The 26,644-nt window shown below is 63.7% G+C and carries 26 protein-coding genes; 13 read left to right on the forward strand and 13 right to left on the reverse strand.

What is annotated here, in order from left to right; all coding sequences use genetic code 11:
* Positions 1 to 94: 94 nt before the first annotated feature.
* Entirely contained in the window at positions 95 to 1,099 is a 1,005-nt protein-coding gene (locus tag ACIPY3_RS13560; RefSeq protein WP_400334823.1) for a LacI family DNA-binding transcriptional regulator, read from the reverse strand.
* Between the two features lie 129 nt (positions 1,100 to 1,228).
* On the opposite strand from ACIPY3_RS13560, the gene ACIPY3_RS13565 reads away from it, so the two are divergent.
* Positions 1,229 to 2,482, forward strand: coding sequence for a D-arabinono-1,4-lactone oxidase (locus ACIPY3_RS13565; RefSeq protein WP_400334825.1), 1,254 nt, complete (start codon positions 1,229 to 1,231; stop codon positions 2,480 to 2,482).
* A 162-nt stretch (positions 2,483 to 2,644) separates the two neighbouring features.
* Here the strand turns inward: ACIPY3_RS13565 and ACIPY3_RS13570 are convergent, their stop codons facing one another.
* From ACIPY3_RS13570 to ACIPY3_RS13585, 4 genes are read right to left on the reverse strand one after another with little or no spacing between them, the layout of a single operon-like run.
* Entirely contained in the window at positions 2,645 to 4,408 is a 1,764-nt protein-coding gene (locus tag ACIPY3_RS13570; protein ID WP_400335066.1) for an acetyl/propionyl/methylcrotonyl-CoA carboxylase subunit alpha, read from the reverse strand.
* A gap of 7 nt (positions 4,409 to 4,415) precedes the next feature.
* Positions 4,416 to 6,068, reverse strand: coding sequence for a 5-oxoprolinase/urea amidolyase family protein (locus ACIPY3_RS13575; protein WP_400335068.1), 1,653 nt, complete (start codon positions 6,066 to 6,068; stop codon positions 4,416 to 4,418).
* A gap of 18 nt (positions 6,069 to 6,086) precedes the next feature.
* Positions 6,087 to 7,424, reverse strand: coding sequence for an MFS transporter (locus tag ACIPY3_RS13580; RefSeq protein WP_400334827.1), 1,338 nt, complete (start codon positions 7,422 to 7,424; stop codon positions 6,087 to 6,089).
* A 43-nt stretch (positions 7,425 to 7,467) separates the two neighbouring features.
* Entirely contained in the window at positions 7,468 to 8,226 is a 759-nt protein-coding gene (locus ACIPY3_RS13585) for a LamB/YcsF family protein (protein WP_400334829.1), read from the reverse strand.
* A 109-nt stretch (positions 8,227 to 8,335) separates the two neighbouring features.
* Between ACIPY3_RS13585 and ACIPY3_RS13590 the strand changes: the two genes are divergently transcribed.
* Positions 8,336 to 9,034, forward strand: a complete 699-nt coding sequence (locus ACIPY3_RS13590) for a GntR family transcriptional regulator (RefSeq protein WP_400334831.1) — start codon at positions 8,336 to 8,338, stop codon at positions 9,032 to 9,034.
* 1 nt (position 9,035) lies between these two features.
* Here ACIPY3_RS13590 and ACIPY3_RS13595 read toward each other — a convergent pair whose 3' ends face one another.
* Positions 9,036 to 9,752 (reverse strand): LysR family transcriptional regulator substrate-binding protein, encoded by a 717-nt coding sequence (locus ACIPY3_RS13595; RefSeq protein ID WP_400334833.1) that lies wholly within the window; start codon positions 9,750 to 9,752, stop codon positions 9,036 to 9,038.
* Positions 9,753 to 9,786: 34 nt separating this feature from the next.
* Here ACIPY3_RS13595 and ACIPY3_RS13600 point away from each other — a divergent pair, with 34 nt between their 5' ends.
* On the forward strand, positions 9,787 to 10,233 hold the full coding sequence (locus ACIPY3_RS13600) for a DUF5997 family protein (protein WP_400334835.1): 447 nt from the start codon (positions 9,787 to 9,789) through the stop codon (positions 10,231 to 10,233).
* Positions 10,234 to 10,281: 48 nt separating this feature from the next.
* Here ACIPY3_RS13600 and ACIPY3_RS13605 read toward each other — a convergent pair whose 3' ends face one another.
* Positions 10,282 to 10,662: a VOC family protein gene (locus ACIPY3_RS13605; protein ID WP_400334837.1), complete on the reverse strand. Its 381-nt coding sequence runs from the start codon at positions 10,660 to 10,662 to the stop codon at positions 10,282 to 10,284.
* Between the two features lie 174 nt (positions 10,663 to 10,836).
* Here ACIPY3_RS13605 and ACIPY3_RS13610 point away from each other — a divergent pair, with 174 nt between their 5' ends.
* Positions 10,837 to 11,376 (forward strand): hypothetical protein, encoded by a 540-nt coding sequence (locus ACIPY3_RS13610; protein WP_400334839.1) that lies wholly within the window; start codon positions 10,837 to 10,839, stop codon positions 11,374 to 11,376.
* Positions 11,377 to 11,385: 9 nt separating this feature from the next.
* Here ACIPY3_RS13610 and ACIPY3_RS13615 read toward each other — a convergent pair whose 3' ends face one another.
* From ACIPY3_RS13615 to ACIPY3_RS13625, 3 genes are all read right to left on the reverse strand, one after another.
* Positions 11,386 to 12,906 carry an APC family permease gene (locus ACIPY3_RS13615; RefSeq protein ID WP_400334841.1) on the reverse strand — a complete coding sequence of 507 codons (1,521 nt, stop codon included), beginning with the start codon at positions 12,904 to 12,906 and terminating at the stop codon, positions 11,386 to 11,388.
* Between the two features lie 26 nt (positions 12,907 to 12,932).
* Positions 12,933 to 13,796, reverse strand: a complete 864-nt coding sequence (locus ACIPY3_RS13620; protein ID WP_400334843.1) for a universal stress protein — start codon at positions 13,794 to 13,796, stop codon at positions 12,933 to 12,935.
* An 85-nt stretch (positions 13,797 to 13,881) separates the two neighbouring features.
* Complete coding sequence (locus tag ACIPY3_RS13625) at positions 13,882 to 15,255, reverse strand: flavin monoamine oxidase family protein (RefSeq protein ID WP_400334845.1); 1,374 nt, start codon at positions 15,253 to 15,255, stop codon at positions 13,882 to 13,884.
* Positions 15,256 to 15,362: 107 nt separating this feature from the next.
* Between ACIPY3_RS13625 and ACIPY3_RS13630 the strand changes: the two genes are divergently transcribed.
* Genes ACIPY3_RS13630 through ACIPY3_RS13645 form a run of 4 tightly spaced genes read left to right on the forward strand, consistent with a single transcriptional unit; the run spans position 15,363 to position 18,035 of the window.
* Positions 15,363 to 16,067: a TetR/AcrR family transcriptional regulator gene (locus tag ACIPY3_RS13630; RefSeq protein ID WP_400334847.1), complete on the forward strand. Its 705-nt coding sequence runs from the start codon at positions 15,363 to 15,365 to the stop codon at positions 16,065 to 16,067.
* Between the two features lie 19 nt (positions 16,068 to 16,086).
* Positions 16,087 to 16,509, forward strand: coding sequence for an NAD(+)--rifampin ADP-ribosyltransferase (gene arr, locus ACIPY3_RS13635; RefSeq protein WP_400334848.1), 423 nt, complete (start codon positions 16,087 to 16,089; stop codon positions 16,507 to 16,509).
* 28 nt (positions 16,510 to 16,537) lie between these two features.
* Complete coding sequence (locus ACIPY3_RS13640; RefSeq protein WP_400335070.1) at positions 16,538 to 17,152, forward strand: helix-turn-helix domain-containing protein; 615 nt, start codon at positions 16,538 to 16,540, stop codon at positions 17,150 to 17,152.
* On the forward strand, positions 17,145 to 18,035 hold the full coding sequence (locus tag ACIPY3_RS13645) for an EamA family transporter (RefSeq protein WP_400334850.1): 891 nt from the start codon (positions 17,145 to 17,147) through the stop codon (positions 18,033 to 18,035). The genes ACIPY3_RS13640 and ACIPY3_RS13645 overlap by 8 nt, the downstream gene beginning before the upstream one ends.
* Here ACIPY3_RS13645 and ACIPY3_RS13650 read toward each other — a convergent pair.
* Positions 18,032 to 18,487, reverse strand: coding sequence for a DUF1801 domain-containing protein (locus ACIPY3_RS13650; RefSeq protein WP_400334852.1), 456 nt, complete (start codon positions 18,485 to 18,487; stop codon positions 18,032 to 18,034). The genes ACIPY3_RS13645 and ACIPY3_RS13650 overlap by 4 nt on opposite strands.
* Positions 18,488 to 18,581: 94 nt before the next feature.
* Positions 18,582 to 20,348 (reverse strand): amidase, encoded by a 1,767-nt coding sequence (locus tag ACIPY3_RS13655; RefSeq protein WP_400334854.1) that lies wholly within the window; start codon positions 20,346 to 20,348, stop codon positions 18,582 to 18,584.
* A gap of 481 nt (positions 20,349 to 20,829) precedes the next feature.
* Between ACIPY3_RS13655 and ACIPY3_RS13660 the strand changes: the two genes are divergently transcribed.
* The 3 genes from ACIPY3_RS13660 (at position 20,830) to ACIPY3_RS13670 (ending at position 23,953) form a co-directional block, all read left to right on the forward strand.
* Positions 20,830 to 22,290: an APC family permease gene (locus ACIPY3_RS13660; RefSeq protein WP_400334856.1), complete on the forward strand. Its 1,461-nt coding sequence runs from the start codon at positions 20,830 to 20,832 to the stop codon at positions 22,288 to 22,290.
* Between the two features lie 72 nt (positions 22,291 to 22,362).
* The gene (locus tag ACIPY3_RS13665) at positions 22,363 to 23,382 is read left to right on the forward strand and encodes an agmatinase family protein (protein WP_400334858.1); all 1,020 of its coding nucleotides are present in this window, start codon (positions 22,363 to 22,365) and stop codon (positions 23,380 to 23,382) included.
* 10 nt (positions 23,383 to 23,392) lie between these two features.
* Positions 23,393 to 23,953, forward strand: a complete 561-nt coding sequence (locus tag ACIPY3_RS13670; protein ID WP_400334860.1) for an Lrp/AsnC family transcriptional regulator — start codon at positions 23,393 to 23,395, stop codon at positions 23,951 to 23,953.
* Between the two features lie 89 nt (positions 23,954 to 24,042).
* Here the strand turns inward: ACIPY3_RS13670 and ACIPY3_RS13675 are convergent, their stop codons facing one another.
* Positions 24,043 to 24,522 (reverse strand): hypothetical protein, encoded by a 480-nt coding sequence (locus ACIPY3_RS13675; RefSeq protein ID WP_400334861.1) that lies wholly within the window; start codon positions 24,520 to 24,522, stop codon positions 24,043 to 24,045.
* Positions 24,523 to 24,657: 135 nt separating this feature from the next.
* Here ACIPY3_RS13675 and ACIPY3_RS13680 point away from each other — a divergent pair, with 135 nt between their 5' ends.
* Together ACIPY3_RS13680 and ACIPY3_RS13685 are read left to right on the forward strand one after the other, a co-directional pair.
* A complete protein-coding gene (locus ACIPY3_RS13680) occupies positions 24,658 to 25,380 on the forward strand; it encodes a hypothetical protein (RefSeq protein WP_400334863.1) in 723 nt (240 codons plus the stop codon).
* Between the two features lie 131 nt (positions 25,381 to 25,511).
* Positions 25,512 to 26,639: a mandelate racemase/muconate lactonizing enzyme family protein gene (locus ACIPY3_RS13685; protein ID WP_400334864.1), complete on the forward strand. Its 1,128-nt coding sequence runs from the start codon at positions 25,512 to 25,514 to the stop codon at positions 26,637 to 26,639.
* Positions 26,640 to 26,644: the final 5 nt, after the last annotated feature.

Here is a 26,644-nt window from a genome sequence, read left to right on the forward strand (position 1 = left end):
GCGAAGTGGGAGCGAGCGGCGCTCAAAGTAGGTGGCGGGGGCACAGGCTCCCCAGCGGGGCAGGCGCAGCGCCACCCAAGTACGGCGGCACAGGCTAGCCGAGCGTGGTGCCGCGGCGGTGCAGCTTCCAAGGGCTCGCCACGCGGACACCCGCTGCGGGGGCTTCCCCGGCCAAACGATCCAGCAACATGCGCACCACCTGTTCGAAGATCGGTTCCGGGCCGACGGTGGTGAGGGGTGGATCGAAGTCCTGGCCCTCAGTCGAATTGCCCACTCCAACAATCTGGACATCTTCCGGGACCCTGAGCCCCAGGCGGTAGGCCGCGCGAATCGCCTGCAAGGCTTCCATGTCGTCGGTGCAAAAAATGGCGGTGGGCCGGTCCGGAAGCTGGAGCAGCTCGAGCGCGGATTGGTAGGCAATCGGCGGCCGGTGCTGCGATGTCCGCACCAGCGATTCATCCAGACCGATTCCAGCCCTCTCGAGCCCGGCAGCGTAGGCCGCGAACCGGCTCTTGCTCCGGCCGGCGGGCTCAGCCCTGCGAATGCACCCGATCCGGCGGTGCTCTGCGGTGAGGAACTCAATGCACTCCTGCAAGCCGGCGTCCTGCTCGGGAGCCAGGACATCGAATCCATCCGGCTTCAGGGTTCCGGAAATGACCACTTGGGCCACACCGCGCCTGGCAAGCTCACTGACGGTCTGGTCCGATTCGCGAGCCTCCGGAAAGTAGCCGATGATGACACCGTCGGCGCCACCTGACATGACGAACCTCCGCCAATCGTCACCGAGCAGGATCACAGGCTGGAAGCCATGGTCCGGGAGGATCCTCGCAGCAGCGGTGGCAAGGGCGCGGTCCCACGGCCAGTCAAGGTTTCCAATGGCAACAGCCACCACGTCCGTCTTTCCGCGGCGCATTCCGCGGGCAGCTTGGTTGGGCACGTAGCCCAAATCCTTGACGGCAGCGAGGACCCTCTCTTGCGTGGGCTGGCTGATCCGGGTGGTTCCGCCGTGCCGGCCGGAAAGGACATAGGAAACCGTGGTCAAGGAAACGTTCGCGGCAGTGGCCACATCCCGGATGGTGGGCTTGGATGCCTTGCTCACGTGCTGCTCCTGATCAACGGACGAATTTCTTGAACTCTATCCGCCCCAGCGCGGACGTCCCTTGACGCGCATTGTTGTGAGCGCTAACAATCAGAACTAAACACATCAGCAACATGGGAAGATCAGTCGATGAAGAACTGGGCAGGGAACCTCGAGTACTCCTCCGCGAATGTCTACCACCCCACCTCCGTCCAGGAGGTCCAGCAACTGGTGGCCGACGCCACCCGGCTCAAGGCGCTGGGCTCGCGTCACTCCTTCAACCACGTTGCCGATACTGAGGGCACCCACATCCTGCTGTACGCCCTCCCCCAGGACATCGCTCTCTCAGCGGACAAAACCACCGTGAAGGTGGGCGGCGGCATCAGCTACGGTGCCCTGTGCAGGGCTCTGGAAGAGAACAGCTACGCCATCCATAACCTCGCTTCGCTGCCCCACATCTCCGTCGCGGGTGCTATCCAAACCGGGACGCACGGCAGTGGGGTCAACAACGCCTCCCTGGCTGCCGCCGTCGTGGGTATCGACCTGGTGCGCCCCTCGGGCGAGCTGGTGACACTCACCCAGGATGACGACGAATTCCTCGCCAGCGTGGTGGGGCTCGGTGCCCTGGGAATTGTCACAGGACTGGAGTTGGCAATCCGGCCCAGTTTCGAGATGCGTCAGCGCGTCCTCACCAACCTGCCGTGGGACCGGGCCCTGGCTGACTTTGAGGCGATTGCGTCGAGCGCGTACAGCGTCAGTTTCTTCACGGATTACACCGGCGACGCGATCCCCCAGGTCTGGTTCAAGGCGCTCGACTCCGAGCCTGCCCTGCCGGACCTCTTCGGAGCGACCGCCGCCGCAGCAGCGCTGCATCCGTTGCCGGGGATGTCGGCCGAGAACTGCACCGTCCAACTGGATGAACCGGGTAAGTGGCTGGACCGGCTTCCGCACTTCCGGCACGAGTTCACCCCGAGCAACGGCGAAGAGTTGCAGAGCGAGTTCATCCTGCCGCTGCGCGAAGCTCCAGCCGCACTCGAGGCGGTCCGCGCTCTCTCCGGGAAGCTCGCGCCGCTGCTCTTCATCTCGGAAATCCGCACGATCGCCGCCGACGAGTTCTGGCTTAGCCCGTTCCACCGGCAGCAAAGCGTCGCGCTCCACTTCACCTGGAAGCCGCTGCAGGACGAGGTGGAGGCCGTGCTGCCCGAACTCGAATCGGCGTTGGCACCCTTCGGATCGCGTCCGCACTGGGGCAAACTTTTCACGCCGGGCTTGTACAACTTCGCTGCCCTCTACCCGCGTTTTGACGACTTCCGGGCCCTCGTCCACGCCAACGACCCTTCCGGCAAGTTCCGGAACGGGCTGCTGGACAGCGTCCTCGGCGTTCCTGCCCCGGCAGGCAACTAACGCACGACGGCGGTCCCGTCGCCTTGCGCTGTTCGCGGCAACCCGCGGGTTGCCCGCTCTTCCGTTGCCCGGCAACGAGGGAACGCAGAGTCCGACGGCGGCGCCCGTCGCCCTGCGCTGCTCGGCACCCGCGGGTTGCGGCGACTGGATTACGTTGAAGTGCTACTCGATGTGAGCCAAGACTGCGCCGGTGGTAACCACTCCCCCGGGTGCTGTCAGCACTTCCGTGAGCTTCCCCGCCCGGTGCGCAGGGACCTGGGTTTCCATCTTCATGGCTTCGAGCACCACCAACGGATCCCCTGCGGCAACCTCGGCTCCGGGTTCAACGAGCCACTTGACCACGGTGCCGGACATTGCGGCCACGAGGGCTGAGTCGGCAGGTGATGCCACACCGTTGGTGACAGAACCCGGCGTATCGGTCAGGCCGGAGACAGGCGGCAGGCCCTGCCCTGAACGTGCCCAGCCGTCCAGGAGGTCCGCCGGCAACCCAACGGCCAAGCGCTTTCCGTCGACGTCCACGGTGATGGTCCGCCGCTCACCGGACGGAGCCGCCGCACTGTATTCCGGGTCAACAGGGATCTGGTCCGCGAAGTCCGTCTCGATCCAGCGGGTATGAACGCGCAGCCCTTCCGAAGACGTGAAGTCCTCCGATTCCAGGACAGCCTGGTGGAACGGCAGCACCGTGGCCAGCCCCGTAACGTTCATCTCCGACAGGGCCCGGCGCGCCCGGCGCAGGGCCTGCTGGCGGTCCGCCCCAGTCACGACCAATTTGGCGAGCAGGGAGTCGAACTGAGGAGCCACGATCGAGCCTGCACGGACGCCCGAATCCAAGCGGATGCCGGGGCCGGTGGGCGCCACCACCGAGTCAACGGTTCCTGGCGACGGAAGGAAACCGCGGCCAACGTCCTCGGCGTTGATGCGGAACTCGAAGGAGTGACCCTGTGCCGCGGGGTCCTCGGTGATGCTCAGGGGCAGCCCGGCGGCTATGCGGAACTGCTCCTGCACAAGATCCACCCCGGCCGTTTCTTCGGTGATGGGGTGCTCCACCTGCAGTCGGGTGTTGACCTCAAGGAAGGCCACGGCCCCGTTGGCTGAGACAAGGAATTCGACAGTGCCCGCACCGTAATACCCGGCCTCGCGAACGATCGCCTTGGCTCCGTCGTAAATCTGCTGCCGTTGGGATTCGCTGAGGAACGGTGCAGGAGCCTCCTCAACAAGCTTCTGGTGGCGACGCTGCAACGAGCAGTCCCGGGTTCCAACCACAACGACGTTGCCCTGTTTGTCCGCAATGACCTGCGCTTCCACGTGCCGTGGACGGTCCAGGTATTGCTCAACAAAGCACTCGCCCCGCCCAAAGGCCACCACGGCTTCACGGACTGCGGAATCGAACGCTTCCTCCACTTCGGCGAGCTCGCGGACCACTTTGAGGCCACGACCGCCACCCCCGAAGGCTGCCTTGATGGCAAGGGGCAATCCATGCTGCTCGGCGAAAGCCCTGGCTTCGGCCGAAGACTCCACGGGTCCGTCACTGCCGGCCACGAGTGGGGCACCGGCCCGCACGGCGATCTCACGAGCTGTGATTTTGTTGCCCAACTGGCGGATCGACTCCGGCGACGGACCGATCCACTCCAGTCCGGCGTCGAGCACTGCCTGGGCGAAGTCCGCATTCTCGGAAAGGAATCCGTACCCCGGGTGGACGGCGTCCGCGCCGGACCGGGAAGCAACGTCGAGCAGTTTGCCGATGTTCAAGTAGGTGTCAGCCGGGCTGTTTCCGCCCAGGCTGAAGGCTTCGTCGGCAACTGCCACGTGCATGGCGTCCGCGTCGATGTCTGCGTAAACGGCTACCGAGGAGATTCCGGCATCATCGCAGGCTCGGGCGACGCGGACGGCGATCTCGCCGCGGTTCGCAATCAGGACCTTGCGCATCAAGTACTCACTTTTCTGGGATCGGGGTGAAGTCTGGGGAATCGGGGACGAAGCGGAAGCGGATCCGTCCGCCGATGGGGACCTGTGCGGCAAGGTCCAAGTGCTCGTCGCGCACCACGCCAATCACGGGATACCCACCGGTGATCGGGTGGTCGGCCAGGAACAGGACCGGAAGCCCGGCGGGCGGAATCTGAAGGGCACCAGCCATGGTGCCCTCGCTGGGGAGCTCACCTTCACGGTTCCGCTCGAGGGGCGTGCCGTCCAGTCGCATTCCCACACGGTTCGACTGCGGCGTGACCACCCATTCCTGGCCGGTCAGTGATTCAAGGGCAGCCTGATCGAACCAATCGGCGCGCGGGCCTGCGACCACATCTAGGACAGTGACGCCCTGGCCGGGGAATTCGGGCTGGAGCTCGGGGCTGCCGACTGCCGTGGACACCGTCTCCGTTCCCACCTGCAGTATTTGCCTGGGCACAAGGGGCGCGGGCCCAATGCCGGACATGGTGTCCGCTGAACGGCTGCCGAGTACCACTGGCGCGTCGATTCCGCCACGGAGTGCCAGATAGTTCCGGAAGCCGGACGCGGGTGCGCCGAGGGTGAGCACTTCGCCGTCGAGCAGCGCGAAAGGCGTGGCCATGGGTACCGAACGTGTGGCGCCTGGCTGCTCGCCGCCGTCGGGCCCTTCCGTATCAGCCCACGACGGCGACTCTACGGTCAGCGTGGTCGGCGCACCTGTCACGGCAATCACCTGGTCTCCGACGGCCTCCACCGTGAGGCCGCCGCCGACGGACTCGATGGCCGCAGCGGAAGACGCGTTGCCCACCAGCCGGTTGGCCCGGCGAAGGGAAGCGCGGTCCAAAGCACCTGCCGCCGAGACACCCAGGGGTCCGTATCCCCGGCGTCCCAGGTCCTGGATCAGGCTCTGTGCTCCCGGGCTAAGGATCTTCACGCCGAGGGAGGCAGGGTGGTGTTCCGCGTCTGGCTCGGATTCGTGGGCGGAAGCCGTGACAACCTCACGCACCGCGCGGTACTGGACCCGGTCGCCCGGGCGGACAAGCGCCGGTTGGGCACGGTCCAAGTCCCACATCCGGGCACCTGTGCGACCGATGAGCTGCCAGCCTCCAGGCGAACGCCGCGGATAAACGGCCGAGTACTGCCCGCCCAAGGCCACCGAACCGGCGGGGACGGCGGTACGTGGCGAGGGCCTGCGCGGAACGGTCAATGACTGGTTTTCGCCCACCATGTAGCCAAAGCCGGGAGCGAAGCCGGCAAAGGCGACGGTCCAGATCTGGCCGGTATGGGAAGCAATCACGCCGTCCACGCTGAGGCCGGTAAGCTCCGCGACATCGGCGAGGTCTTCGCCGTCGTAAACGGTCTCGATGACCACCAGTCGGGAATCCGTATCCTCCGGTGTCGTGAGCTCCAGCTCCAGCAGCCGCTCCCCGATGGCCCGGGTTGCGGACGCTGATTCGCCCACCACCATGACCGTCTCGGCAGCAGCCAGTACGTCAACCTGCCCCGGAAGCGGAGACTTGTTGAGCATGGCCTGCAGGGCAAGCACGTCCGGGAGTCCGTCCAATTCGGCGAGGACTGCTCGCGTGCCCACGGGCCGCACGGAGCGGACCTTCTTGGTGGTTGCGGTTTCCATCACGGTATCCATCATTCACTTCGCCAGCCGTCAGGCGTGCGAACCCTCCAGGAGATGGGCTTCTTCTTCCGGCTTCGGGTCGCGTCCCATGAGCATTCCCACGATCGTCACAATGGCCGCAAGGAGGAGGTAGCCGGCAATGAGGAACCAGCCGTGGTTGGCTGCACCGTAGAGGGCCGTGAAGATAATGGGGGCCACGGCACCGCCGATTACACCCGCCAAGGTGTAGGCCAGGGAGCTGCCTGCGTAGCGGAGCCGGGCCGGGAACTGTTCGGTGATGAACGCAGCTTGCGGGCCATACATGAAGGCATGGAGTGCCAGGCCGATCACGACGCCAATGGTCAGCATCACCACGGACTTGCCCTGGATCATGAGGAAGAAGATTGGGATGAAGATGGCAGTCGCCGCGGCCGTTACGCCATAGACCAAGCGGCGGTTGATGCGGTCGGTAAGGGCCCCAGCTGCCGGAATGAGAAACAGCTGGAAGGCGGACCCAATGAGGATTGCTGCCAGGACGTTTCCTGTGGTCATGCCCAGTTCCTTGGTAGCGTAGACGGCTACGAAGACCGTGAACAGGGCGTAGAGGACATCCGGGCATACCCGGGACAGGGCGGCCGACACCAGGGCCTTGGGCTGCTGCGTGAAGACTTCCTTAATGGGGGCCTTGGGACGTTCGCCGTGGGCCTGGATGGCTTTGAACACGGGGGTTTCTTCGAGCTTCAGCCGGATCAGCAGGCCAAAGACCACCAGGAGTGCCGAGGCCAGGAACGCTACGCGCCAGCCCCAAGACAGGAAGGCCTCTTCGCTGAGGGAAGCAGCCAGGACCGCGAGGACTCCGTTGGCCATGAGGTTGCCGGCGGGTGGGCCGATCTGTGCAGCAGAGGACCAGAAGCCGCGCTTGTTGGGGTCGCCGAATTCGCTGGACAGCAGCACTGCGCCGCCCCACTCGCCACCCACGCCGATGCCCTGGGCCAGCCGCAGGAGGACCAGGATAGTGGGTGCGGCGACACCAATCACGGAATAGTCGGGCAGCGCACCGATGAGTACCGTAGCGACGCCAATCAAGACCAGCGTGAAGACGAGGACGTACTTGCGCCCGATCTTGTCGCCCAATCGGCCGAAGATCACTCCGCCGATGGGACGGGCCAAGTACCCGACTGCGAACGCCGAGAAGGACAGCAGGAGGGCAACAAATTCGTCGTTAGAGGGGAAGAAGATCTTCGGGAATACGAGTGCCGACGCCACCGAGTAGATCGCAAAGTCGTAGTACTCAAGCGACGTGCCGGTGAGGCTGGCGACATATGCCTTGAGGGCGCCGGCCGGTGGCTTCCTTGTCACGGCCTTTGCTGCCTTGTTGGTGCTGGTCATGGTTTCCTCCGGAGGGGATGAGGGGTACTGCTTGGCCTGTTGGCTAGATGAACGAGCCGATGGTGACACCGGCATCGGTGAGGGCGGACTTCACTGCGGTGGCCATGGCGACGGCACCGGGTGAATCTCCGTGCACGCAGATGCTCTCTGCGCGGATGGTGAAGGTGGAACCGTCAATGGCCTTGACGGTTCCTTCCGTTGCCATGCGCAGGACGTGCTGGGCAACGTCAGCGGGATCGTGAAGGACAGCACCCGGCTGGGAACGGGAAACCAAAGTGCCGTCGGGGTTGTACGCGCGGTCAGCGAAGGCTTCCGACACCGCCCGCAGGCCGGCCTCTTCCGCCAAGCGCAGGACCTCCGAGCCGGGGAGTCCGAGGATCGGAAGGTTGGGGTCAACCGACTTCACCGCTTCCACCACTGCCTTGGCCTGTGCCGTGTGCTTCACGATCGCGTTGTAGAGCCCGCCGTGCGGCTTCACGTACTGGACGCGTGTACCGGAGACGGCGGCCAACGCCTGGAGGGCACCGATCTGGTAAACCACATCGTCCGCGAGTTCGTTGGGGTCGATGTCCAGGAAACGGCGCCCAAACCCGGCAAGGTCGCGGTACCCGACATGGGCGCCGATTACGACGCCGGCCTTCGCCGCCTTCTCGCTGGTAGCACGGATAACGCTGGGGTCGCCGGCGTGGAATCCGCACGCAACATTGGCACTGGAGACGGATTCGAACATGGCGGCGTCGTCGCCCAACGTCCAGCGGCCGAATGACTCTCCGACGTCGCTGTTCAGGTCAATGGTTGCCATGCTGTGATCCCTGCCTCGTGATGTGCGTTACATCAAGGATGCACCAAGTTGTGGGATTGTTCAACAATCCAGCGATACCACTTTTCGGCAATCGTGTACTTTTGGTGTCATGGCCAGTGCAGATCAGCAAGCAAGCGAACAGGCTGGCTTCGACACTGCCCGCGCACGCGTGCGCATGCGGGTCCCCTCAGTGGCAGAGCGGGTGGCAGAAGAACTCCGCTATCAACTGGCCGAAGGATTCCTTGTCCCCGGGGCCAAACTCACCGAGGCCACCATCGCTGAGGACCTTGGCGTCTCCCGCAACACCGTCCGCGAGGCTTTCGCAGAGCTGGCCAGTGAGCGCCTCCTGGTCCGTCAGCCCAATCGCGGCGTTTATGTAGCAACGCTGGAAGCCGGCGACATCCACGACGTCTACACCGTGCGCCGGGCCATCGAGGTCAGCTCAATCCGGGCCGGAGGTTCACCTGAGCGCATTGCCGCCGTCAGGGCCGCCGTCGAGGAGGGGAAGAAGGCCGCAGCCGCCAATGACAACGATGGCCTGGGCAGCGCCAACCAGCACTTCCACGGCTCAATCGTGGCCCTGGCCGAGAGCAACAGGCTGAATTCGATCATGAAGCAGGTTCTCGCCGAGATGCGCCTCTACTTCCACAAGGCCACGGTCAACGCGCACTTCTACGTCGACTGGCTCTCGGAAAACGAGCAGATCTGTTCCGCGTTGGAGAATGGCGAACTGGACAAGGCCGGCGATCTCCTCTTGGCCTACCTCAACCGCTCAGAGCAACAACAGGCCGCCATCCACGGCGAATAAGTCAGCGCTTCCCCTTCTTCCGCGAACCCCGCCCACGGCCCTTGTCCGGATTGGGCGCATATCGCTGTGAAACCGCCGGCTTCTTTACGCCACCGGTGCCCCGCCGGTCCGGCTTCGGAGCCTTCTTGGGTTTCTTCTGCTGCGCCGACGGCTGCCGCGAACTCTGCGCGGTCCGCCCACGTACAATCCCAATGAACTCCTCGATCACGGGGCTGTCATTGCCCGCAAGCCACGCGAGGCCGATCTGCGTACCGGGAACACCGGACAATCTCCGGCTCACAGTCTGCTTATTGTTCAAGTGCCTGGCCACAGGCATCGGCATGATGACCAAGCCTGCTCCGGACGCCACCACCTGCAGTGCCATGTCCGGGCCACCCATTTCGGCAACGTCCAGGAAGTTTTCCTCTGACAGGTCCTCGAACGCCACGTCTTCGAAGACCGAGATCTCGTGGCCTTTCGGCGCCACCACTGCCTGCTGTTCCTCGTACAGCGGGATGACGTGCAAGCCGTCGCGGTCCACGGGCAACCGCACAAAACTAAGGTCAGCGGAACCGTCACGCAAAACCGCAAGCTGCGATGCGTCGTCGGACATGAAAGCGTGCAACGGAACATCCGGCATCCGCTCTTCCCACCGACGGATCCACTTTCCGGGCGTCACGCCCGCCACGTAGGCGAAGCGGAGCTCGGGTGTTTCGGGGGACTCTTCAGCGTCTGGCACACACTCACAGTACCGGGCCGGATACCCTTGAAGCATGACTCCCAAGAACTCCCAGACCATGAAGCCGGCAACAGCTGCCAAGAAACTCGGTATCTACTTGCCCGCTGCACCGCAGGAGTTCCAGGACTCACCCGTCACCCGCGACGAATACGCCGAACTCCAGGCCAACCCGCCCGAGTGGCTCGCCGAACTGCGCCGCAATGGCCCGCACCCGCGGCCGGTCGTGGCCCAGAAGCTCAACATCTCCATCAGCGGCCTCACCCGCGGTGGCGTCACCGAGCCACTCACGACGGCGGAAATCGCCGAGTTGCTGCAAACTCCCCCGCAGTGGCTGGTGGTTGAGCGCGCCACCCACGCTGCTGTGCGCGCCGAGACCTTGCGGGTCAAGGAAGAGGCCCGCAAAAAGGCCGCCACCAAGGAAGCCAGGGAGAACGCCGCCGCCAAGCGCGTGGCCCCCAAGGGAACCAAGCGCAACTCCTGAACCAAGAGCAGTGGCCGGGGCGGAAACGTCCCGGCCACTGCTCTTTAACTAGTCCTGGTGGAGCATCACAAAGTTGCCACAGCCGTCGTCGAAGACGGCAGTGACACCCGACGGATCCTCCGCAGGTTCGCCCTTGAAGATCACGCCGGCGGCCAGAAGACGCTCATACTCGGCCCGGACGTCAGGCACGCCGAGGACAACTGCCGGCATCCCGGCGTCGTACACAGCATTCATGTAATTCGCACCGATAGGGTTATCGCTGGGTTCCAGCAGCAGGCCTGGCACGCCGTCTCCCGCACCCGGGTCCTTGATGATGAACAGGTTCGCCTCGGGCATGGCCATGAGGGTGTCGAAGCCGAGCGTCTCCGTGTAGAACGTGTGGGCGGCCGCGGGGTCCTTGACGTGGATGCTGCACATTTTCAGTCTCATGGCCCCTAGGCTACGCCGCAGCACCGACAGCCCAAACGTGCACACGATGAGCGTACCGAGAGTTAGCTACCCGATGTGGAACGCCAGTCCACGATGTTGAAATCGCCCTGTACCCAAACTCCCCACCGGAACGCATACTGAAAACACAGCCTTTTGCGCCCGGGAGGTCCTCCGATGCTCATGTGGGGTTTGGCCCTGATCCTCGCGACGGCGGCCACGACATTTGTCCTCCATCGCAAGCTCACGCACGGTCGCGGACCTGAGCCGGACACCATCTTTTGGGACCTTTTCGCTGGTCTGACAGTGATCGCGCCGGCCATCCTGGTCCCATCCGTGCAGTCTCCTCCCGCAGGACTGGTGATGGTCGCGCTGGCAGGAACGACGGCGGCAGGAACCTTGGCAGCCGCCCGGAAAGTCGAGCGCGTGCACGCCGCCGAGCCGTGGCGCCGTGCAGGTTTTGCCGATGACGCCGCACACCACGAAGTCATTCTGGCTCAATGGCGAAAGTACGAATTGGACCCCGGCCGGACCATCGACTACCCGGCCATGACGGACGTGCGGGTAACAGAAACCGCAACCCTCACCAAAGCCATACGCGAGGCGGAATATTGCAAGGTGACCGCCGGCACCGACTACGGTGCCGCCGTCGAGCGCCTTGCCCAAGCCCTTACCGAGGCCGAGCGCGCCGCCGGCGTCCCTAAAGCCACACTGTGAGGCAGAGTTCTAGCTGCGGGAAGCGCCAGTACGGGAGAAGTTCCTGAAGAACTCGGGACGCACCCGGTACATCACCAGCATGACCACCACGCCCAGCAGGATCACGCCCATGCCCAGGATGAACACCAGGCCGATTCCGCCAACGGAGGAGCCAGAGCCGTAGGCCGGATCCAGGGAGTCGATCGCGGTTTTCACGAACATGACCAAGAGGATCACCCCGCCCAGCAGTGGGGCCAGGAACTTGAAGAAGAACGACCGGACACTGCTGAAGGCGGCTGCACGGAAGTACCAAACACAGGCCAGCGCAGTGATGCCGTAGTAGAAGCAGATCATCATGCCCAGCGCCGTGATGGTGTCCCAGAGGGCGTTCTCAGAGACGGTCCGGGTGATCACGTAGAAGGCCGCTGCGGCAATGGCGGCGGCGATCGTGGCGGTGCTCGGCGACTTGTACGTGGGACTGATCTTGCCGAACCGGGGCGAGATGGCACGGTAGTGGCCCATCGCCAGCAAGGTCCGGGCGGGCGACACAAACGTGGACTGCAGGGATGCTGCCGAGCTGCTCAGGATGGCCAAGGACATGAGGATCGCGAACGGTCCCATCACCGGACCGGCCAACACGGCGAAGATGCTCGACTGGTTCTCCGGATTCCCTGCACCGAGGCCGGTATCGCCAACACCCGCGAAGGACAACGTGGCCAGGGCAACGGTCATGTAAATAATGACGATCACCAAGACAGTCACAGTTGCCGCGCGGCCGGGTGTTTTCTCCGGATTCTTCGTTTCTTCATTCATGGTCAGGGTGACGTCCCAGCCCCAATAGATGAAGATCGAGAGGGACACACCCGCCGTGAAAGTAGTGAAGGAGTCGACGGCGAACGGGTTGAACCAGTCGGGCGAAATGGCGGTGGCGTCGAAGGCCGTGCCGTTGGCCACGTGCGCGAATGCGGAAACGGCGAACCACCCAAGCACCAGCAACTGGAAGGCCACCAACACGTACTGCACGCCCTTGGTGGTTTCCATGCCCCGGTAAGAAATCCAACAGGCCGCCGCGATAAAGACCAGCGTCGTAGCGATGTTCAAAGGAAGGATCTTGCTCAGCTCAGCCAGCGACGGGTTGCTGAACACCTGCCCCAGCATCAAGTAGAAGAAGTCCACGGCAACTGCCGCGAGGTTGGACAGCACAATGATCGTGGCCGCGATCAGACCCCAGCCACCCATCCAGCCGATCCACGGACCAAAGGCGCGCGTGGCCCACGTAAAGGACGTTCCGGCGTCGGGCATGGCGTTGTTGAGTTCGCGGTAGCCGAGCGCCACAAGCAGCATCGGAATGAAGCCCACCAGGAAGATCGCGGGCAGGTGGACACCGACTTCCGAGACGGTCGGACCGAGTGCTGCGGTCAGGGTGTACGCGGGTGCGATGCAGGAAACGCCAATCACGACGGCGCCGATGAGGCCCACCGATCCGGCTTTCAGCCCCTTCTCACTCAGGGCCGAATCCTTCGACTGGACCGTCTTTGGTGCAGTTGACATGGGAATTGCCTCTCAGGCGACGGGTGCTAGGAGCGCTGTCGCGTGTAGTCGCGGGGAACCACGATCATTGGTACTGGCAAGGCACGCAGGATGCGGTTTGCAGTGGTGCCCAGGAAGGTGGCGCGGTGTTGCGCCAGGCGGCTGGAGCCGATGAGGAGGATTTCGCCGTCTTCCCACTCGAGCCGGTCCACGGCTTCTTCGATGGTGCGGCCTTGTGCAACGACGATTTCGGGCTCGGCCCCGGAATCGGACGCGGAACCCCCGACGTCGGCAAGACGGTCGGCGGCATGCACCCAGGCGGCGTCGGCGAGCCCGGGCGAGTTACCGCCGTCGAGCGCCAACAGCGAGACGAGCCGCAGCGGAAGGTGACGGTCCCGCGCAGACTCGACGGCGATGCCGAGCAGTTCGTCGGCGCCGGGCCTGGTGCCGAAACCGCAGCTGATCCGGGTGATGCCGTCCGTTCGGTGGTAACCGTGCGGCGCCAAAGCAACGGGCAGCGGCGCTGAATGCAGCAGCGAACTCGCTACCGAGCCGATGGTGAAGCGCTTGAAGAGCCCGTTGTTGGTGGCTCCGATAACCAGGGCGACAGCGTCGAACTCCACGGCCGCGTCGATCAGTGCGTGCGCTTCCGAGTCGCCACGGCGAATGTGTGCGCGGGCTGTAACGTCGTCCGGAACCAAGGCCAGGCCTTCGTCGAGCCACTGCTTCGCCTGCTCGTTGAGGATCGAATCGTAGCCGGGCTCCGGTGGGTAGACCGCGTTGAACGGAGAATCCTCAGGGACCACCAGGACCAGATCCAGGCTGGCGTCCTGGCCGCGGGCCAGCGCAATGGCGAGGTGGACGGCGTCACGGCCCCTCGCGTTGGCGGTATAACCGACGACGTAGCGCATGGTTTCCCTTTCGATACTTAAACAGTGCTGCCGGCAGTCCGGGGGACGGCACTTCCCCCGGACTGCCGGTTGCTTGATTCTGCGGCTAGACGGCCACCGAAGCCAGCTTGTCGGCTTCGACGATGCGCGCGGCGGTTGCCTGGCCCATGCGGACGGCACCGTCAACGTGCTGGTAGCCCTCCGCCGCGAGGTCGGAAGACGACCAGTAGATGGGGCCAACATTCGCGTGCTGGTCCTTGCCGTAGCGGTGCAGGCCGCCAAGGTCATAGCTGGAGGCGTAGGCGCCGCGGGTCCATTCCTCGGAGCCCCAGTCGGACTCGTAGTAGACCTCGGGAGTCAGGGCCTTGTCACCCAGGAATCCGGCGATCGACTCCAGGATGGCCTTCTTGCGGTCCTCGGCGCTGAGCTCAAAGACGGCGTCGGCCTTTTCGTCGGACACGAAGCCCACCAGGGTGCCGCGGGTGTCGCCGTGGTTGGTGTTGTCGTAGACCTCCTGGACCAGGGCACCGGCGCCGAAGCCCGTGCCGGAGAGTCCGTCTTCACGCCAGAACGGGGTGTCGTAGACGGCGTGCACCTTGATCACCAGGCCCAGCGACTGGTGCTGGTGCATCTGGTGCTGGCGGCGCGGCAAAGGCGGGTTGAAGGAAACGCGCGAGTACAGGTTCGGCGGTACGGCCATGATCACGTAGCGGGCGTTGACGGTTGCACCGTCGGAAACCACGGTGACCTTGTTGCCGTCCCAGTTGATGGTGCGGACTGGGCTGTTAAGGACGACGTCGGAGCCCAGCTCAGCTGCCTGGAGCAGCGAGACCTGCTGCATGCCGCCGATCACGCGCTTGTCCAGGATGAAGTCCTCGTCCGTGAGGTGCGTGAACGAGCCGGCCGAAGCCGCCATGAGGACCGCTTGCAGGGCGGAGAATGCGTGGGCGGGCTTCGTCAGCATGCCGCCGGCGATGAAGAGGCCAATGTTGTTGCAGGCTTCTTCATCGTTCGAGTTCTGGCGGAGCCAGTGGTGGAAGGAGATGGTGTCCAGTTCGCGGGACTTGGGGTGTGCCCAGGGTTCGGTGGGCCCGATCTCCGCAGCGAGCCCGTCAAGGATGGCTACAAGCTTGTCCATTTCGGCCTTGGTGGTTTCGCTGACCGGGAAGGTATCGCCGGTGTAGCGGGTGGGGTTGCCGTCTGCACCGATGTAGACGGACTCACCTTCACGGTAGCGCGAGTACATTTTCAAGCCGAGCTCGTCCAGCAGCGCCATGAGGGCTGTCTGGTCCGGTGAAACCCACTGGCCGCCGATCTCCAGCATGGCGCCGTCGATGGTGTCGGTCCAGGTGCGGCCCCCAACGCGGTCGCGTGCTTCGAGCACTGCAACGCTGAGTCCGGCCTTCTTCAGTTCGCGTGCCGCCGTCAACCCTGACGGCCCGGCACCGACGATCACAACGTCGCGATCAAGATTCTGCATGATGTCCTCTCCGTGGCCGTCCGTTGGTGGCTGACCAATAAATGAATGGCATTCATTTATATCCAGAGTAGCCCGAAAGTCGGCGGCTGTGAAGACCCGATGGAATAATGCTGGGGACACAGGCAGCAGAAAGGCCTCCGATGCCCGCACCCGAACCAGCCCCCTCCGCCACCTCGAGGCGGCGTGCCGGGCGCCCGACAGCGGCGGTCCTGGACCAGGACGGAATCACGACGGCGGCGCTCACGTTGATCAGCTCCAAGGGTTACGACGGACTCACCATGGCGGCGTTGGCACGATCGCTGGGAGTTGCCCCGTCGGCCCTGTACAACCACGTTTCATCCAAGGACGACGTGCTGCTGCTGCTCGAGGACCATCTGGCGGCAATGGTGGATGTGTCAGCATTCGGCGTGGAGCCGTGGGACGTCGCGGTCCGGCGCTGGGCGTGGTCCTACCGGGACGTGTTCTCCGAGCACACTCCCCTGATTCCTGTCATTGCCGTGCTTCCCGTCGCGAATGCGCCTAAGACGCTGGCCATGTACGAGGCCGTGACTGCGGGCTTCCGCGATGCCGGCTTCCCCGAGGAACGGATCATCTCCGCGATCGTGGCGCTTGAGGCGTTTGTTTTCGGGGCTGCGTATGACGTCACCGCGCCGGAAGACATTTTCGACGCCGGCAATCTCGCCGACCAGGTCCCGAACTTCACCTCGGCCGTGGACCGGCTGGCCATGGAGAGGCACGAGCGGCCCACGGATGTTGCGTTCAACCTGGGCCTGGAGGCACTGATTGCGGGTTTCGGGGCACTGCGCGGCTAGTGTGCCTAGGCTTGTGCTCATGAGCCAACCTTTGGAAGACGGTCCCTTCTATCACGGCACAAGAGTCGAAGTGCAGGAGGGGGAAACCCTTTCCGCCGGCTTTCGGTCAAACTACCGGCCTGATGTGGTCATGAACCATATCTACTTCACCGCGCTGCGTGACGGCGCCGGACTGGCGGCGGAGATCGCCGTCGAACTGGCCGGGGGCGAGGGCACGCCGCACGTGTACCTCGTGGAGCCGACCGGGCCGTTCGAAAACGATCCGAACGTGACGGATAAAAAGTTCCCAGGCAACCCCACTCGTTCCTATCGCAGCAGCTCTCCACTCAAGGTGGTTGCGGAAGTCCACGACTGGACGCGACTGACCCCCGAGGCACTGCAGATGTGGCGGGAACGGCTGAAAGTCCTCTTGGGTGACAAGGGCGGGGAGATCATCAACTAGCTTCTTAGTGCCAAACCAGTGCAGTATGATGCACTACGTGGAAGATGGAGCAGAAGCACTGGCGCGCGCCATTGGGATCCGGGTCAGGCAAGAGCGAAATGGCCTGGGCTGGACCCTCGACCGTCTCGCGGCGGCCGCCGGCGTGAGCAGGCGAATGCTCGTGAACGTTGAGCAGGGCGGGGTGAATCCGAGCATCGGAACCCTGCTGAGACTCAGCGATGCCTTGGGCGTGGGCCTGCCTGCGCTGGTGGAGCCTCCCGCTCCACGCGCACCGAAAATCACCCGGGCCGGCGAAGGTGCCGTTTTGTGGACCGGGCCTTCCGGTGGGCGCGGCGTACTGGTCGCAGGCACCGAGTCTCCGGACGTCGTCGAGCTCTGGGATTGGACATTGGCCCCGGGCGAGCGGCACGAAAGTGAGGCCCACGCAGCCGGCACTCGTGAGCTGCTGCAGGTCCAGATGGGTTCCCTCACGGTGGTCGTCGGGATCGAAAGCCATGAACTTAAAGCCGGCGACGCACTCACGTTCCGCAGTGACGTTGCCCATTCCTACGCAAACCCCACCGGTGAACCCACCCGGTTCTCACTCGCCGTCTACGAGCCGGGCGTAGGGGCGGGCCACCGAACGGAGGGTCCGCATGCGTAGGACGCTCACCGCGGCCCCACCCTGGTCCCTGGCGGTTGCGGCGATGCTGGCCATTCAATTCTCCAACGCACTCTCCGTTGCCGTCATCGGCCAGGTCGGCCCGGCGGGTACAGCTTGGTTGCGTATGTGCTTTGGGGTGGTGTTCTTATGGATCATCAGCCGTCCGGCGATTCGTTCCCTGCGTCGGCGCGACCTGCCGGCGTTGATCGCACTCGGCGTGGTGACCGGCTTCATGACCACATTCTTCCTCGCCGCCGTCGAACGCATCCCGCTGGGGACCGCCGTCGCCATCGAGTTCCTGGGACCCCTCACCGTGGCCGGGGTGATGAGCAAGAATCGCCGGGCGCTGGTCTGGCCACTCCTCGCCCTCATCGGCGTAGTGCTCCTCACGGAGCCGTGGGCAGCCTCGATCGACTTCGCCGGCGTTGGTTTTGCCTTGGCCGCCGGCGTCTGCTGGGGCCTGTACAACGTCCTGACACAACACGTTGGCGACCGCTTTTCCGGGATCAGCGGACTGTCGCTCACCATTCCCGTCGCAGCCCTGGCCACCCTGCCCGTAGGACTTCCGCAAGTCCTTGGCCACCACTTCGAGTGGTGGGTGCTCCCTGCGGCGGCCGGCATCGCCCTGGTCACACCGGTGATTGCCTTTGGCCTGGAGATGCTTGCATTGCGGCGGATGACCCACACGGCCTTCGGCACGCTGTTGTCGATCGAGCCGGCCTTCGGAGTGTTGATTGGCTTGTTGGTGCTGGCTCAAGCACCCACCCCCATGCAGTTGGTGGGGATCGCGTTGGTTGTGCTGGCGGGGACCGCGGCCCAGCAGGGTGGTCGCCGCAGCCCGGACGCCGCAGTCACCACCGACGTTCCTGCTACGCCTTCCTAGTGCTTCTTGCCCCCAACGCCGTGCACTGACGTAACCTGCTTCATCCAGTCCGCCAACTGGTTCTCGTCGAGATCGTCCAGGGTCCCGATCTCCACACCCCTCGTCGCCTTGCCCATTCCCACCGGCGTCACGGGAGGCACGGGATTGAGGTTCACACCGTTGATGAACATCAGCTTGACGTGCCCCGCGAACCCTCCGGAGCTGAAGCACCAGCCGTCCCCCACACCGTAGTAGGCCATGCCCCATTTGACGGAGCGTTCCAGGTTGGGGAGGGTTCTTGCGGCCAAGGCATCGATGGCTTCAGCGATGCCGCGCTGGGGCTCCGGAAGGCTGGCGATGTAGTTGAACACCGGCTTATCGCCGACCGCCGCCTTCGCGGGGCTCGCTTTGCCGTTCATGGACTCGGGCAGGGTGAAGGGTGTTTCGTTCATGGGGGCGCTTTGTTCGGCCATGGTGAGGATTATCCTCCTGGCACGGGCGTGGAGGCACCAAGCTTGTCGCTTGGTCGTCAGGAGCTTTCCGGTCTTTGTTTCATGAGTCCGGCTGTTATTCCTCCTGCTCCGATGCCAAGGACGAACAGGCCGGCGGCAAGGACCGGAGTGATGGCGTCCTTGATGGAAGGGTGCGGCGGGATCCTGTGGCTTCGAAGGCGGCCGCCCAGCGCAGGAGATCGTTGTCCTGGTAGGCCTTTCCAGCGATTGTCAGGCCGACAGGCATGCCGGTGTCAGACATTGTTCCCATGGGAACGGTGACAGTGGGGATGCCCAGGTGGCGTGGGACAAGGTTGCCGTTGGCCACCCAGACACCATTGCGCCAGGCGATGTCGGCACTGCGTTCGTCCACGTCGGCATCAGCGGGTGCCACGTCGGCTACCGCCGGGAAGATGACCGCGTCGAGCCCCAGGTCCTCCATCCACATTTCGAAGTCCAGGACACGGGTCTGCTCAAGGCCCACGATTCCGTCTTTGAGTTCTGGAATGGCCGTCAGATCGGGGACGCCGTTGCGGCGGACGAACGTAGGATATTCGGCGATGTCGTCGTCGAAGCCGTTGTAGCGGTCGGGCAGGGCCCCGTCGGGGTGCGGGAAAATGATGGTCCCGTCGACGTCGGCGAGGCAGTGCAGCTTCGGGTCACCGTTGGTGACCAGGAAGTCGTTCCAGGCCCATGCGGAAAGGTCCACGATTTCGCGTTGGAGGTATTCTTCGGTGACCAGTCCGCGGGTTTTGATCGTGGGTGCTCCTGGCCGGTCGCCTTCGTAGTTGCTGACTACGGGGAAGTCGACGTCGATGACCTCCGCTCCGGCGGCTTCGAAGTCTTGACGGGCAGCTTCCCACAGTTCGATCACCGAAGCCCTGGTGTGGATATGCTGCCCGGTGGGGCCGCCAACCCCAGGTACTTTGGCCCTGCCCGCTTCAGGGTCGGCGTTGATGTACATTTTGGGCACACCGAAACGCTTCCCTGCCAGAGCGGCTTTCGCGGCGCTCTGATCCGGCGCGGAGAGGGAAAAATAGGAACCGGGGCGCACCTGGGAGGCTCTTGGGACGGGGATCCAGTGCTGCACGCGCCAGAAGTCTCCGCGCTCTTCCTCGTCGTCGGCGACGATCACATCGAGCACTTCGAGCAGGTCAGCCATGCTGCGTGTGTGGGGTACGACGACGTCCATGGTGGGTACCAGTGGCCAGTTACCGCGCATGGAGATGACCCCTCGGGACGGTGTGTAGGCGCAGAGGGCGTTGTTTGAGGCGGGAGCGCGTCCGGAGGACCAAGTTTCTTCGGCGAGTCCGAAGGCTGCGAAGCTGGCTGCTGTTGCGGTCCCTGAGCCATTGGATGATCCGGAACCGAAAGCTGAGGTGAGATAGTCGCCGTTGTAGGGGCTTTCCGCTCGCCCATAGAGGCCTCGTTGCATGCCGCCATTGGCCATGGGCGGCATGTTTGTCAGTCCCATCAGCACCGCGCCTGCTTTGCGAAGCTGTTCAATGGTGAAGGCGTCCTGCTGGGCGACCAGATTCTCGAAGGCGGGGGACCCGGCCGCTACAGTCAGGCCCGTGACCTTATAGCTGTTCTTCGCTGTGTAGGGAATGCCGTCCAACGGGCCAAGGATTTTGCCGTTTCGACGACGCACATCCGATGCCCGGGCCTCCTTGAGCGCCGCTGGGTTGAGGATGACGACGGAATTTAACAGCGGTCCAGCGTGATCGAAGCGCCTGATGCGCTCAGCGTACTGGCCAACCAGCTGCATGCTGGTGACAGTGCCAGCCACAAGCGCGGCCCTGAGATCGGCAATGCTGGCCTCGAATACATCGAATGTGCTCATGGTCGTTCTTCCTGGTTCTTGGAGTAGAACCCGGTTGTTCGGCTGCGAAGCGGCGGGTTCCGATGACTGGAGACGGGGTCGTGGGGGCTGGGCATCATCAGTGATGCCCTCCATGAACCCCAAAAGTCCAATAAATGAATGGCATTCATTATTGCCGAATCTGCCCTCCTCGACAAGTAGGTCGTCACGCCGGTGACGGTCCATCAAGCACCAACCGCTTGAGCCACAGACCCGGGCCTTAAACCGAGTCTGCCAATCCAAGCTTCGAACGCCTCGCCATGTGGAGGGCGGTTGAATCCAGGATCAGCCCCGTTCCGAATACCGACACAAAAGAAGGTACAGACAGCCGAATTACGGAATAGAAATACAGATGGGGACCGGAATCCAGCGCATATTGGAGTTCGGAATCCGGAAGTTGGCTTGACGGCGCTGTGGCGTGTGTCTAGCGTCACTTCCACACATTCCAATTCGGAGGCTTTTCATGCAACATCCCCCAGCCATTCACCCGCCGGACGCCGAGCTCCGCCGCGAGTTCACCCTCTGGTCGGCCGCCGCCGTGGCGTTCGCATTCATTTCCCCGATCGTTGCCCTGTACTCCATTTTCGGGCTGGTGCTGAAGTCTGCCGGACCCGCCGGGTGGTGGGCCTTCCCGATCGTCTTCGCGGGCCAGATCCTGGTCGTCCTGTCTTTCGCCGAACTGAGTTCACGCTGGCCCTTTGAAGGCAGCGTGTACCAGTGGGCACGTCGCCTGGCTCCACGTGCGGTGGGGTGGATGACCGGATGGACGTACGCGTGGACCCTGATTATCTCCACCGCGGCTGTGTCTTACAGTGCCGCAATCTTTGTCGGCCCCACCTTGGGGCTCGAGATCGTTGACCCGGTGGCGCTGCTGTTGGTGGCTCTGGCCATCCTGGCCGTCGTGACGTTCCTCAACAGTGCAGGACGCCGCTGGCTCAAATACCTGGTCGCAGGTGCCTTGGTCGCAGAACTCGTCGGCAGTGTCCTGATTGCCGCCTATCTCTTGATCTTCCAGCGCAGCCAGTCCTTTGATGTGCTCTTCCAGAACTTCTCGGCAGGGGAAGTCTCTCCCGGCTATCTGTGGAGCGGATTCGGTGCCGCGGTAGCATTTGTCGGCTGGTCCTTCGTGGGCTTCGAAGCAGCAAGTTCCATAGCCGAAGAAGTCAAGGGCCCGGCCCGCGCAGTCCCCAAGGCCATGATCATGTCCTTGGTCATGGTCGCTACGGTTGTCACCTTTTCTGCCCTGTCGATCATCCTGGCCACGCCGGACATGCAAGCTGCCGTATCCGGGGGGTCAGCCGACCCCGTCGTGGAGACAATCCTGGCCCGCCTCGGTGCGGACATGGCCCGGCCGCTCTTCGCCCTTTTCGTGATCGCCTTCATCGCCACCCTCGCCGCAGTCCAAGCCTCCGCATCCCGCATGATCTTCGCCCTGGCCCGTGACAAAGCCCTGCCCGGAGCAGGAATTCTCTCCAAGCTTTCCCCCAAAGACGGCCTCCCCGTCGCTGCCATCAGCGCCGTTGGCATCGCCGGAGCCCTCGTCCTCCTCACAACGGCGTGGGGCGATGTCTACGCAACCCTGATCGGCTTCACGGTAGGTGGCTTCTTCATTACCTTCTCCATCGTCATGGTCTGCCGCATGATCGCCCAACTCCGCGGACGCTGGACCGCCGGCCCCTTCTCCCTGGGCAATGCGTCCGCGCCGGTCATGATCATCGCCACCCTCTGGGCAGTCTTCGAAGCCGTAAACATCGGCTGGCCCCGCGCGGTCGACCAGCCCTGGTACATCCAGTACGCGATTCCTTTGATGTTCAGTGTCCTGCTTATCGCGGGAACGATCATCTACTTCACCATCCGACACCGGATCGTTCCGCCAGCACCGGAACCGGCCACCAGCGAAGACCTCGCCCTGGCCGACCAGTAAGCCACCGAGGCCAAACCAGCCCCGGCCCTGCGTCACTGACGCGAAATCAACACACTAGGAGTAGTACCCACCATGACCGCACACCGGACAACCAGCAATTTCGCCTCGATCACCAGCGGTGTGATGTCCTTCCTGGGCGCACCCCACGTCCCCACCACCGAGTTGGCGGGGACCGGAACGAAGGCAGCATTCCTCGGCTTCCCATTCGACGGGGCCAACGCGGCCATCGAACGCCCCGGATCCGCCAACGGCCCACGCGGGCTGCGCATCGCCTCAAACATGTGCTTTCCTTGGTCCTTTGAATGGGACATTGACCTCTTCGACGCTTACAAACTCGTTGACTGTGGCGACAGTCCCCTGGCCATCGGCAACGCCGTCCGCACCCACGAGCTCGTCCAAGCCGAGATCGAACGCATCCTCGACGCCGGCGCCATCCCCTTCACCATCGGCGGTGACCACTCGGTCTGCGTACCCGGCGCCCGCGCCCTGTCCAAGCACCTCGGCCCGGAGAAGAAGATGGGCTATCTCCACCTCGACGCCCATCTGGACGCCGGCGAGGAGATCGGCGGGGAGTACGAAACGAACTGCAGCGGACTTGTGCGCGCCGCGGACCTGCCGAATGTCAGCAAGGACAACATCGTCGCAATCGGCGCACGCGGCACCATTAACGTGCCCGAATGGTGGACGGCCGTTCGCAACCGCGAAATCTCCGTCTACACCATGAGGGACATCCGTTCCCGCCCGTTCGATGAAGTCATCGCAGAAGCACTGGACAAAGTCTGGGACGGTGTCGACGGCGTCTACGTCTCCTTCGACTGCGACGTCGTTGACTCGGCCTACGCCCCCGGCACCACCGGGCCGGAGCCCGGCGGTTTCACCGGACCGGAAATCATCAAGATCGGACAAATGATCGGCGAACGCGGCGTCGCAGCCGTGGACAACACCGAACTGTGCCCCATCTACGACCCCAGCGGAATCACCGCCCGCTTGGTATGGGAGGTCCTGTCCCAGATGCTCTACTCCCAAGCAGCCCACCACCCCGAGAAACTGGCCTCGTCTCCGCTCGGTACCGCCCAGGCGTTGACGCACTAGCATTGCCTTCATGGACCGTTCCCGTTCCCAGCCCCTTTTCGATGACACCGACAGGGCGATCATTGACTGTCTTCGCGAAGACGGGCGCATGCCAAGCTCCACCATCGCCCAGCGCGTGGGTGTCTCGGAAAAGACGGTCCGTCGCAGGCTCCAGCAGCTCACCGAAGAACGGGGCCTGAAACTGGCCCCTGTCATCGACCCGGACCTGATCGGGCTATCAACCTGCCTGTACGTCGGCCTCACAGTTGAGAGCTCCAGGATGGAAGAAGTCGCTGCCCGGGTTCGGACAATGCCTGAAGTCAGATACCTGGCCTTCACCACCGGTCCGTGGGATTTACTGGCCGAAGCCTTTGTAGGGTCCCGGGAACACATGGCCGATTTCCTCATCAAGAACATCGGTCAGTTGCCCGGCGTCACCAAGACCGAAACTTTCAACGTCATCCAGATCGCGAAGTTCGGCTACGAATGGGAAATCCCGCACGTAACAGCAGCGCCGCCACCCGCGGTCAGCATCGCCCACCCGCAGTACCAGACACCCCGGCCCGCGACGCCAAGGTACAGAGCCGGATAACAGCAGAGCAACAAGAGGGGGAGCCTACGTCCGCGGAGGCTCCCCCTCCAACGCCGAGGCAGAGCAAATCTGTCGAACCGCTCACGCCGTCATCCCGCAGCTAAACCAGACCCGCCCTTCGTGCCGCGTGCCTCACCACCTTTGCGGATCATGATGACCAGCAGACACAGTAGGGCAATGCCGCTAACGGCATACAAGAGCTTTCCCCACGGCGAGTAGTCACCACCCGAAATCGCAAAGGTGTCTGCAAGTCCCATGCCTGCCGGAAAGGACGCCATCCAATGGCTGGGCGCCCCCAGGATCAGCACAAGCAACTCCAGCGCCAGAACGGTTCTGACGCTGAGCGGCCGCCTCAACGCGGCGACCAGAACCGCGGCACCCAAGGCGATGCCGACAACGGTCCACACGAGGACCCGCGGAATCGCCAAGGACTCCTTGGCCCGATCAACGGCGGAATAAATGTCGGCCAACGCCATTCCAGGGACGGCCGCCAAAGGATTCCAAACAAGGATCTGGAATGCGCCTACCACCGCGTATGCGACCACCACCACGAAGCCAAGTGCTGCCACCCAAAGCGCAGTTCCCTGACTGCGCGCTCCCCCAAACGCCATGGTGGCAAGCCTAACGCCTTGGGGGAACGGATAGTCTTATCTCAGCTGGGAATCGCCTGGCAGTAAGAGCAAGACCCAATGGGGGATTTGGAAATGAAGAAGTTTGCGCTGCAGAGCGTCGGAATTTCGGCCTTGGTCATGATGGCCGTGAGCGGTTGCAGTGGGTCCACGGGGTCCACCGACGCCGCTTCGCCGGAAGCCACGGCCACGCCTACGCCCACAGTTGCCAAGAAGTACACCAACGAGGAACTCATTGGATTGGTCAAGCAGATCAAGCCCAAGTCCGGCAAGGAATTGACGGTAGCGTCCAGCGAGGAACTCGCGCAGGAGAATCCCATCAAGGCCCTCCTGAGCATGTTCACGATCGAACCTGCCGAGTGCAAGGACCTGGCGACGCTGGGCGGCAATACGACACTGGCCGGTTCAACCACCGCTGCCGGGGCAGATCTGGATGCTGAATCGGGCGTCATGACCATGGTGACCCTGACGTCCGGACTCGATAAGCAGAAACTCCAGGACAGCATCGACCAGAGCGGCGCACAGGCCCAAAAGTGCGCGAAAATGACCCTCTCCATGGCCGGTCAATCGATGAATGTCTCGACTGAAGAGTTCGACGGCATCAGCGCGGTTCCCGGAACTGTGGCTTACAAGACCGAAATGTCTTCAGCCAGCGGCTCGAAGCAGACCACGTACATGGCCTACGCCATAAAGGACGGGGTACTGATCTCGGCTACGGCTTCCGGCAAGGGCGCCGAAGCGAGCGGTGTTGCCACGGCCAGCGACCTCATGGAACAGGCCGCAGCGCTGATCAAGTAGCAGTCCTCTACATACAGGGGCCGCGACCCTCGCCGGGTCGCGGCCCCTTGCTTGTTACGGGGACAGTCCCACATCCTCTTGTAGCACAAGTTCCTAACTTGTATCCTAAGTAAAACAACTTAGGAGACCCCTTGAGCCCCGTAGACCTCATCCGGCACGTCAAACTGTCCACAGCCCGACTGCCCCTGACCGTACCCATCAGCGACGCCAAGGTCTTCACCGGCCGGCAGAAGCCGATGACCGAAGTGGTGTTCCTGTTCGCCGAAATCACCACGGAACAGGGCCACAGCGGCATCGGATTCAGCTACTCCAAGCGAGCCGGCGGCCCCGCACAATACGCGCACGCCAAGGAGGTCGCAGAGGGCATCATCGGCGAGGACCCCAACGACATTGGCAAGATCTACACCAAGCTCCTCTGGGCCGGAGCCTCGGTTGGACGGTCTGGCGTGGCAACGCAGGCACTGGCAGCCATCGACATCGCCCTCTACGACCTCAAAGCCAAGCGCGCAGGACTCCCCCTGGCCAAACTCCTGGGCTCCTACCGCGACTCCGTGCAGACCTACAACACCTCCGGCGGCTTCCTCAACGCCACCCTGGACGAAGTCAAAGCGCGCGCAACGCAATCCATCGAGGAAGGTATCGGCGGCATCAAGATCAAGGTGGGCCTGCCGGATTCCAAGGAGGACCTCCGCCGCGTGGCCGGGATCCGCGAGCACATCGGCTGGGACGTGCCCCTCATGGTGGACGCAAACCAGCAGTGGGACCGTGCCACCGCATTGCGCATGGGCCGCCAGTTGGAGGAGTTCAACCTCATCTGGATCGAAGAACCACTGGATGCCTACGACTTCGAAGGCCACGCACACCTCGCACAGGTCCTGGACACCCCCATCGCTACCGGTGAAATGCTCGCCTCCGTGGCCGAGCACAAGGGCCTTATCAACGCCAACAGTTGCGACATCATCCAGCCGGACGCCCCGCGCGTCGGCGGCATCACGCAATTCCTTCGCCTCGCCGCCCTCGCTGACGAGCGCGGCCTTGGCCTCGCCCCGCACTTCGCCATGGAAATCCACCTTCACCTCGCCGCCGCCTACCCGCGTGAACCGTGGGTGGAGCACTTCGACTGGCTGGACCCGCTGTTCGAGGAACGCCTTGAAACCAAGAACGGCCGTATGATCGTCCCGGACCGCCCCGGGCTCGGCGTCACGCTGAGCGACCAGGCCCGAGCCTGGACCACCGAGTCCGTGGAATTCGGCGCGTAATCTTG

Source organism: Paenarthrobacter sp. NPDC089714 (assembly GCF_044748905.1).
In the GTDB taxonomy this organism is placed as follows: Bacteria; Actinomycetota; Actinomycetes; order Actinomycetales; family Micrococcaceae; genus Arthrobacter.

Coding starts and splice junctions, on each gene's coding strand:
- ACIPY3_RS13565 (WP_400334825.1), top strand. CDS start 1,229: ATGAAGAACTGGGCAGGGAACCTCGAGTACTCCTCCGCGAATGTCTAC.
- ACIPY3_RS13570 (WP_400335066.1), bottom strand. CDS start 4,408: ATGCGCAAGGTCCTGATTGCGAACCGCGGCGAGATCGCCGTCCGCGTC.
- ACIPY3_RS13575 (WP_400335068.1), bottom strand. CDS start 6,068: ATGGATACCGTGATGGAAACCGCAACCACCAAGAAGGTCCGCTCCGTG.
- ACIPY3_RS13580 (WP_400334827.1), bottom strand. CDS start 7,424: ATGACCAGCACCAACAAGGCAGCAAAGGCCGTGACAAGGAAGCCACCG.
- ACIPY3_RS13585 (WP_400334829.1), bottom strand. CDS start 8,226: ATGGCAACCATTGACCTGAACAGCGACGTCGGAGAGTCATTCGGCCGC.
- ACIPY3_RS13590 (WP_400334831.1), top strand. CDS start 8,336: ATGGCCAGTGCAGATCAGCAAGCAAGCGAACAGGCTGGCTTCGACACT.
- ACIPY3_RS13600 (WP_400334835.1), top strand. CDS start 9,787: ATGACTCCCAAGAACTCCCAGACCATGAAGCCGGCAACAGCTGCCAAG.
- ACIPY3_RS13605 (WP_400334837.1), bottom strand. CDS start 10,662: ATGAGACTGAAAATGTGCAGCATCCACGTCAAGGACCCCGCGGCCGCC.
- ACIPY3_RS13610 (WP_400334839.1), top strand. CDS start 10,837: ATGCTCATGTGGGGTTTGGCCCTGATCCTCGCGACGGCGGCCACGACA.
- ACIPY3_RS13615 (WP_400334841.1), bottom strand. CDS start 12,906: ATGTCAACTGCACCAAAGACGGTCCAGTCGAAGGATTCGGCCCTGAGT.
- ACIPY3_RS13620 (WP_400334843.1), bottom strand. CDS start 13,796: ATGCGCTACGTCGTCGGTTATACCGCCAACGCGAGGGGCCGTGACGCC.
- ACIPY3_RS13625 (WP_400334845.1), bottom strand. CDS start 15,255: ATGCAGAATCTTGATCGCGACGTTGTGATCGTCGGTGCCGGGCCGTCA.
- ACIPY3_RS13630 (WP_400334847.1), top strand. CDS start 15,363: ATGCTGGGGACACAGGCAGCAGAAAGGCCTCCGATGCCCGCACCCGAA.
- arr (WP_400334848.1), top strand. CDS start 16,087: ATGAGCCAACCTTTGGAAGACGGTCCCTTCTATCACGGCACAAGAGTC.
- ACIPY3_RS13640 (WP_400335070.1), top strand. CDS start 16,538: ATGCACTACGTGGAAGATGGAGCAGAAGCACTGGCGCGCGCCATTGGG.
- ACIPY3_RS13645 (WP_400334850.1), top strand. CDS start 17,145: ATGCGTAGGACGCTCACCGCGGCCCCACCCTGGTCCCTGGCGGTTGCG.
- ACIPY3_RS13650 (WP_400334852.1), bottom strand. CDS start 18,487: ATGGCCGAACAAAGCGCCCCCATGAACGAAACACCCTTCACCCTGCCC.
- ACIPY3_RS13655 (WP_400334854.1), bottom strand. CDS start 20,348: ATGAGCACATTCGATGTATTCGAGGCCAGCATTGCCGATCTCAGGGCC.
- ACIPY3_RS13660 (WP_400334856.1), top strand. CDS start 20,830: ATGCAACATCCCCCAGCCATTCACCCGCCGGACGCCGAGCTCCGCCGC.
- ACIPY3_RS13665 (WP_400334858.1), top strand. CDS start 22,363: ATGACCGCACACCGGACAACCAGCAATTTCGCCTCGATCACCAGCGGT.
- ACIPY3_RS13670 (WP_400334860.1), top strand. CDS start 23,393: ATGGACCGTTCCCGTTCCCAGCCCCTTTTCGATGACACCGACAGGGCG.
- ACIPY3_RS13680 (WP_400334863.1), top strand. CDS start 24,658: ATGAAGAAGTTTGCGCTGCAGAGCGTCGGAATTTCGGCCTTGGTCATG.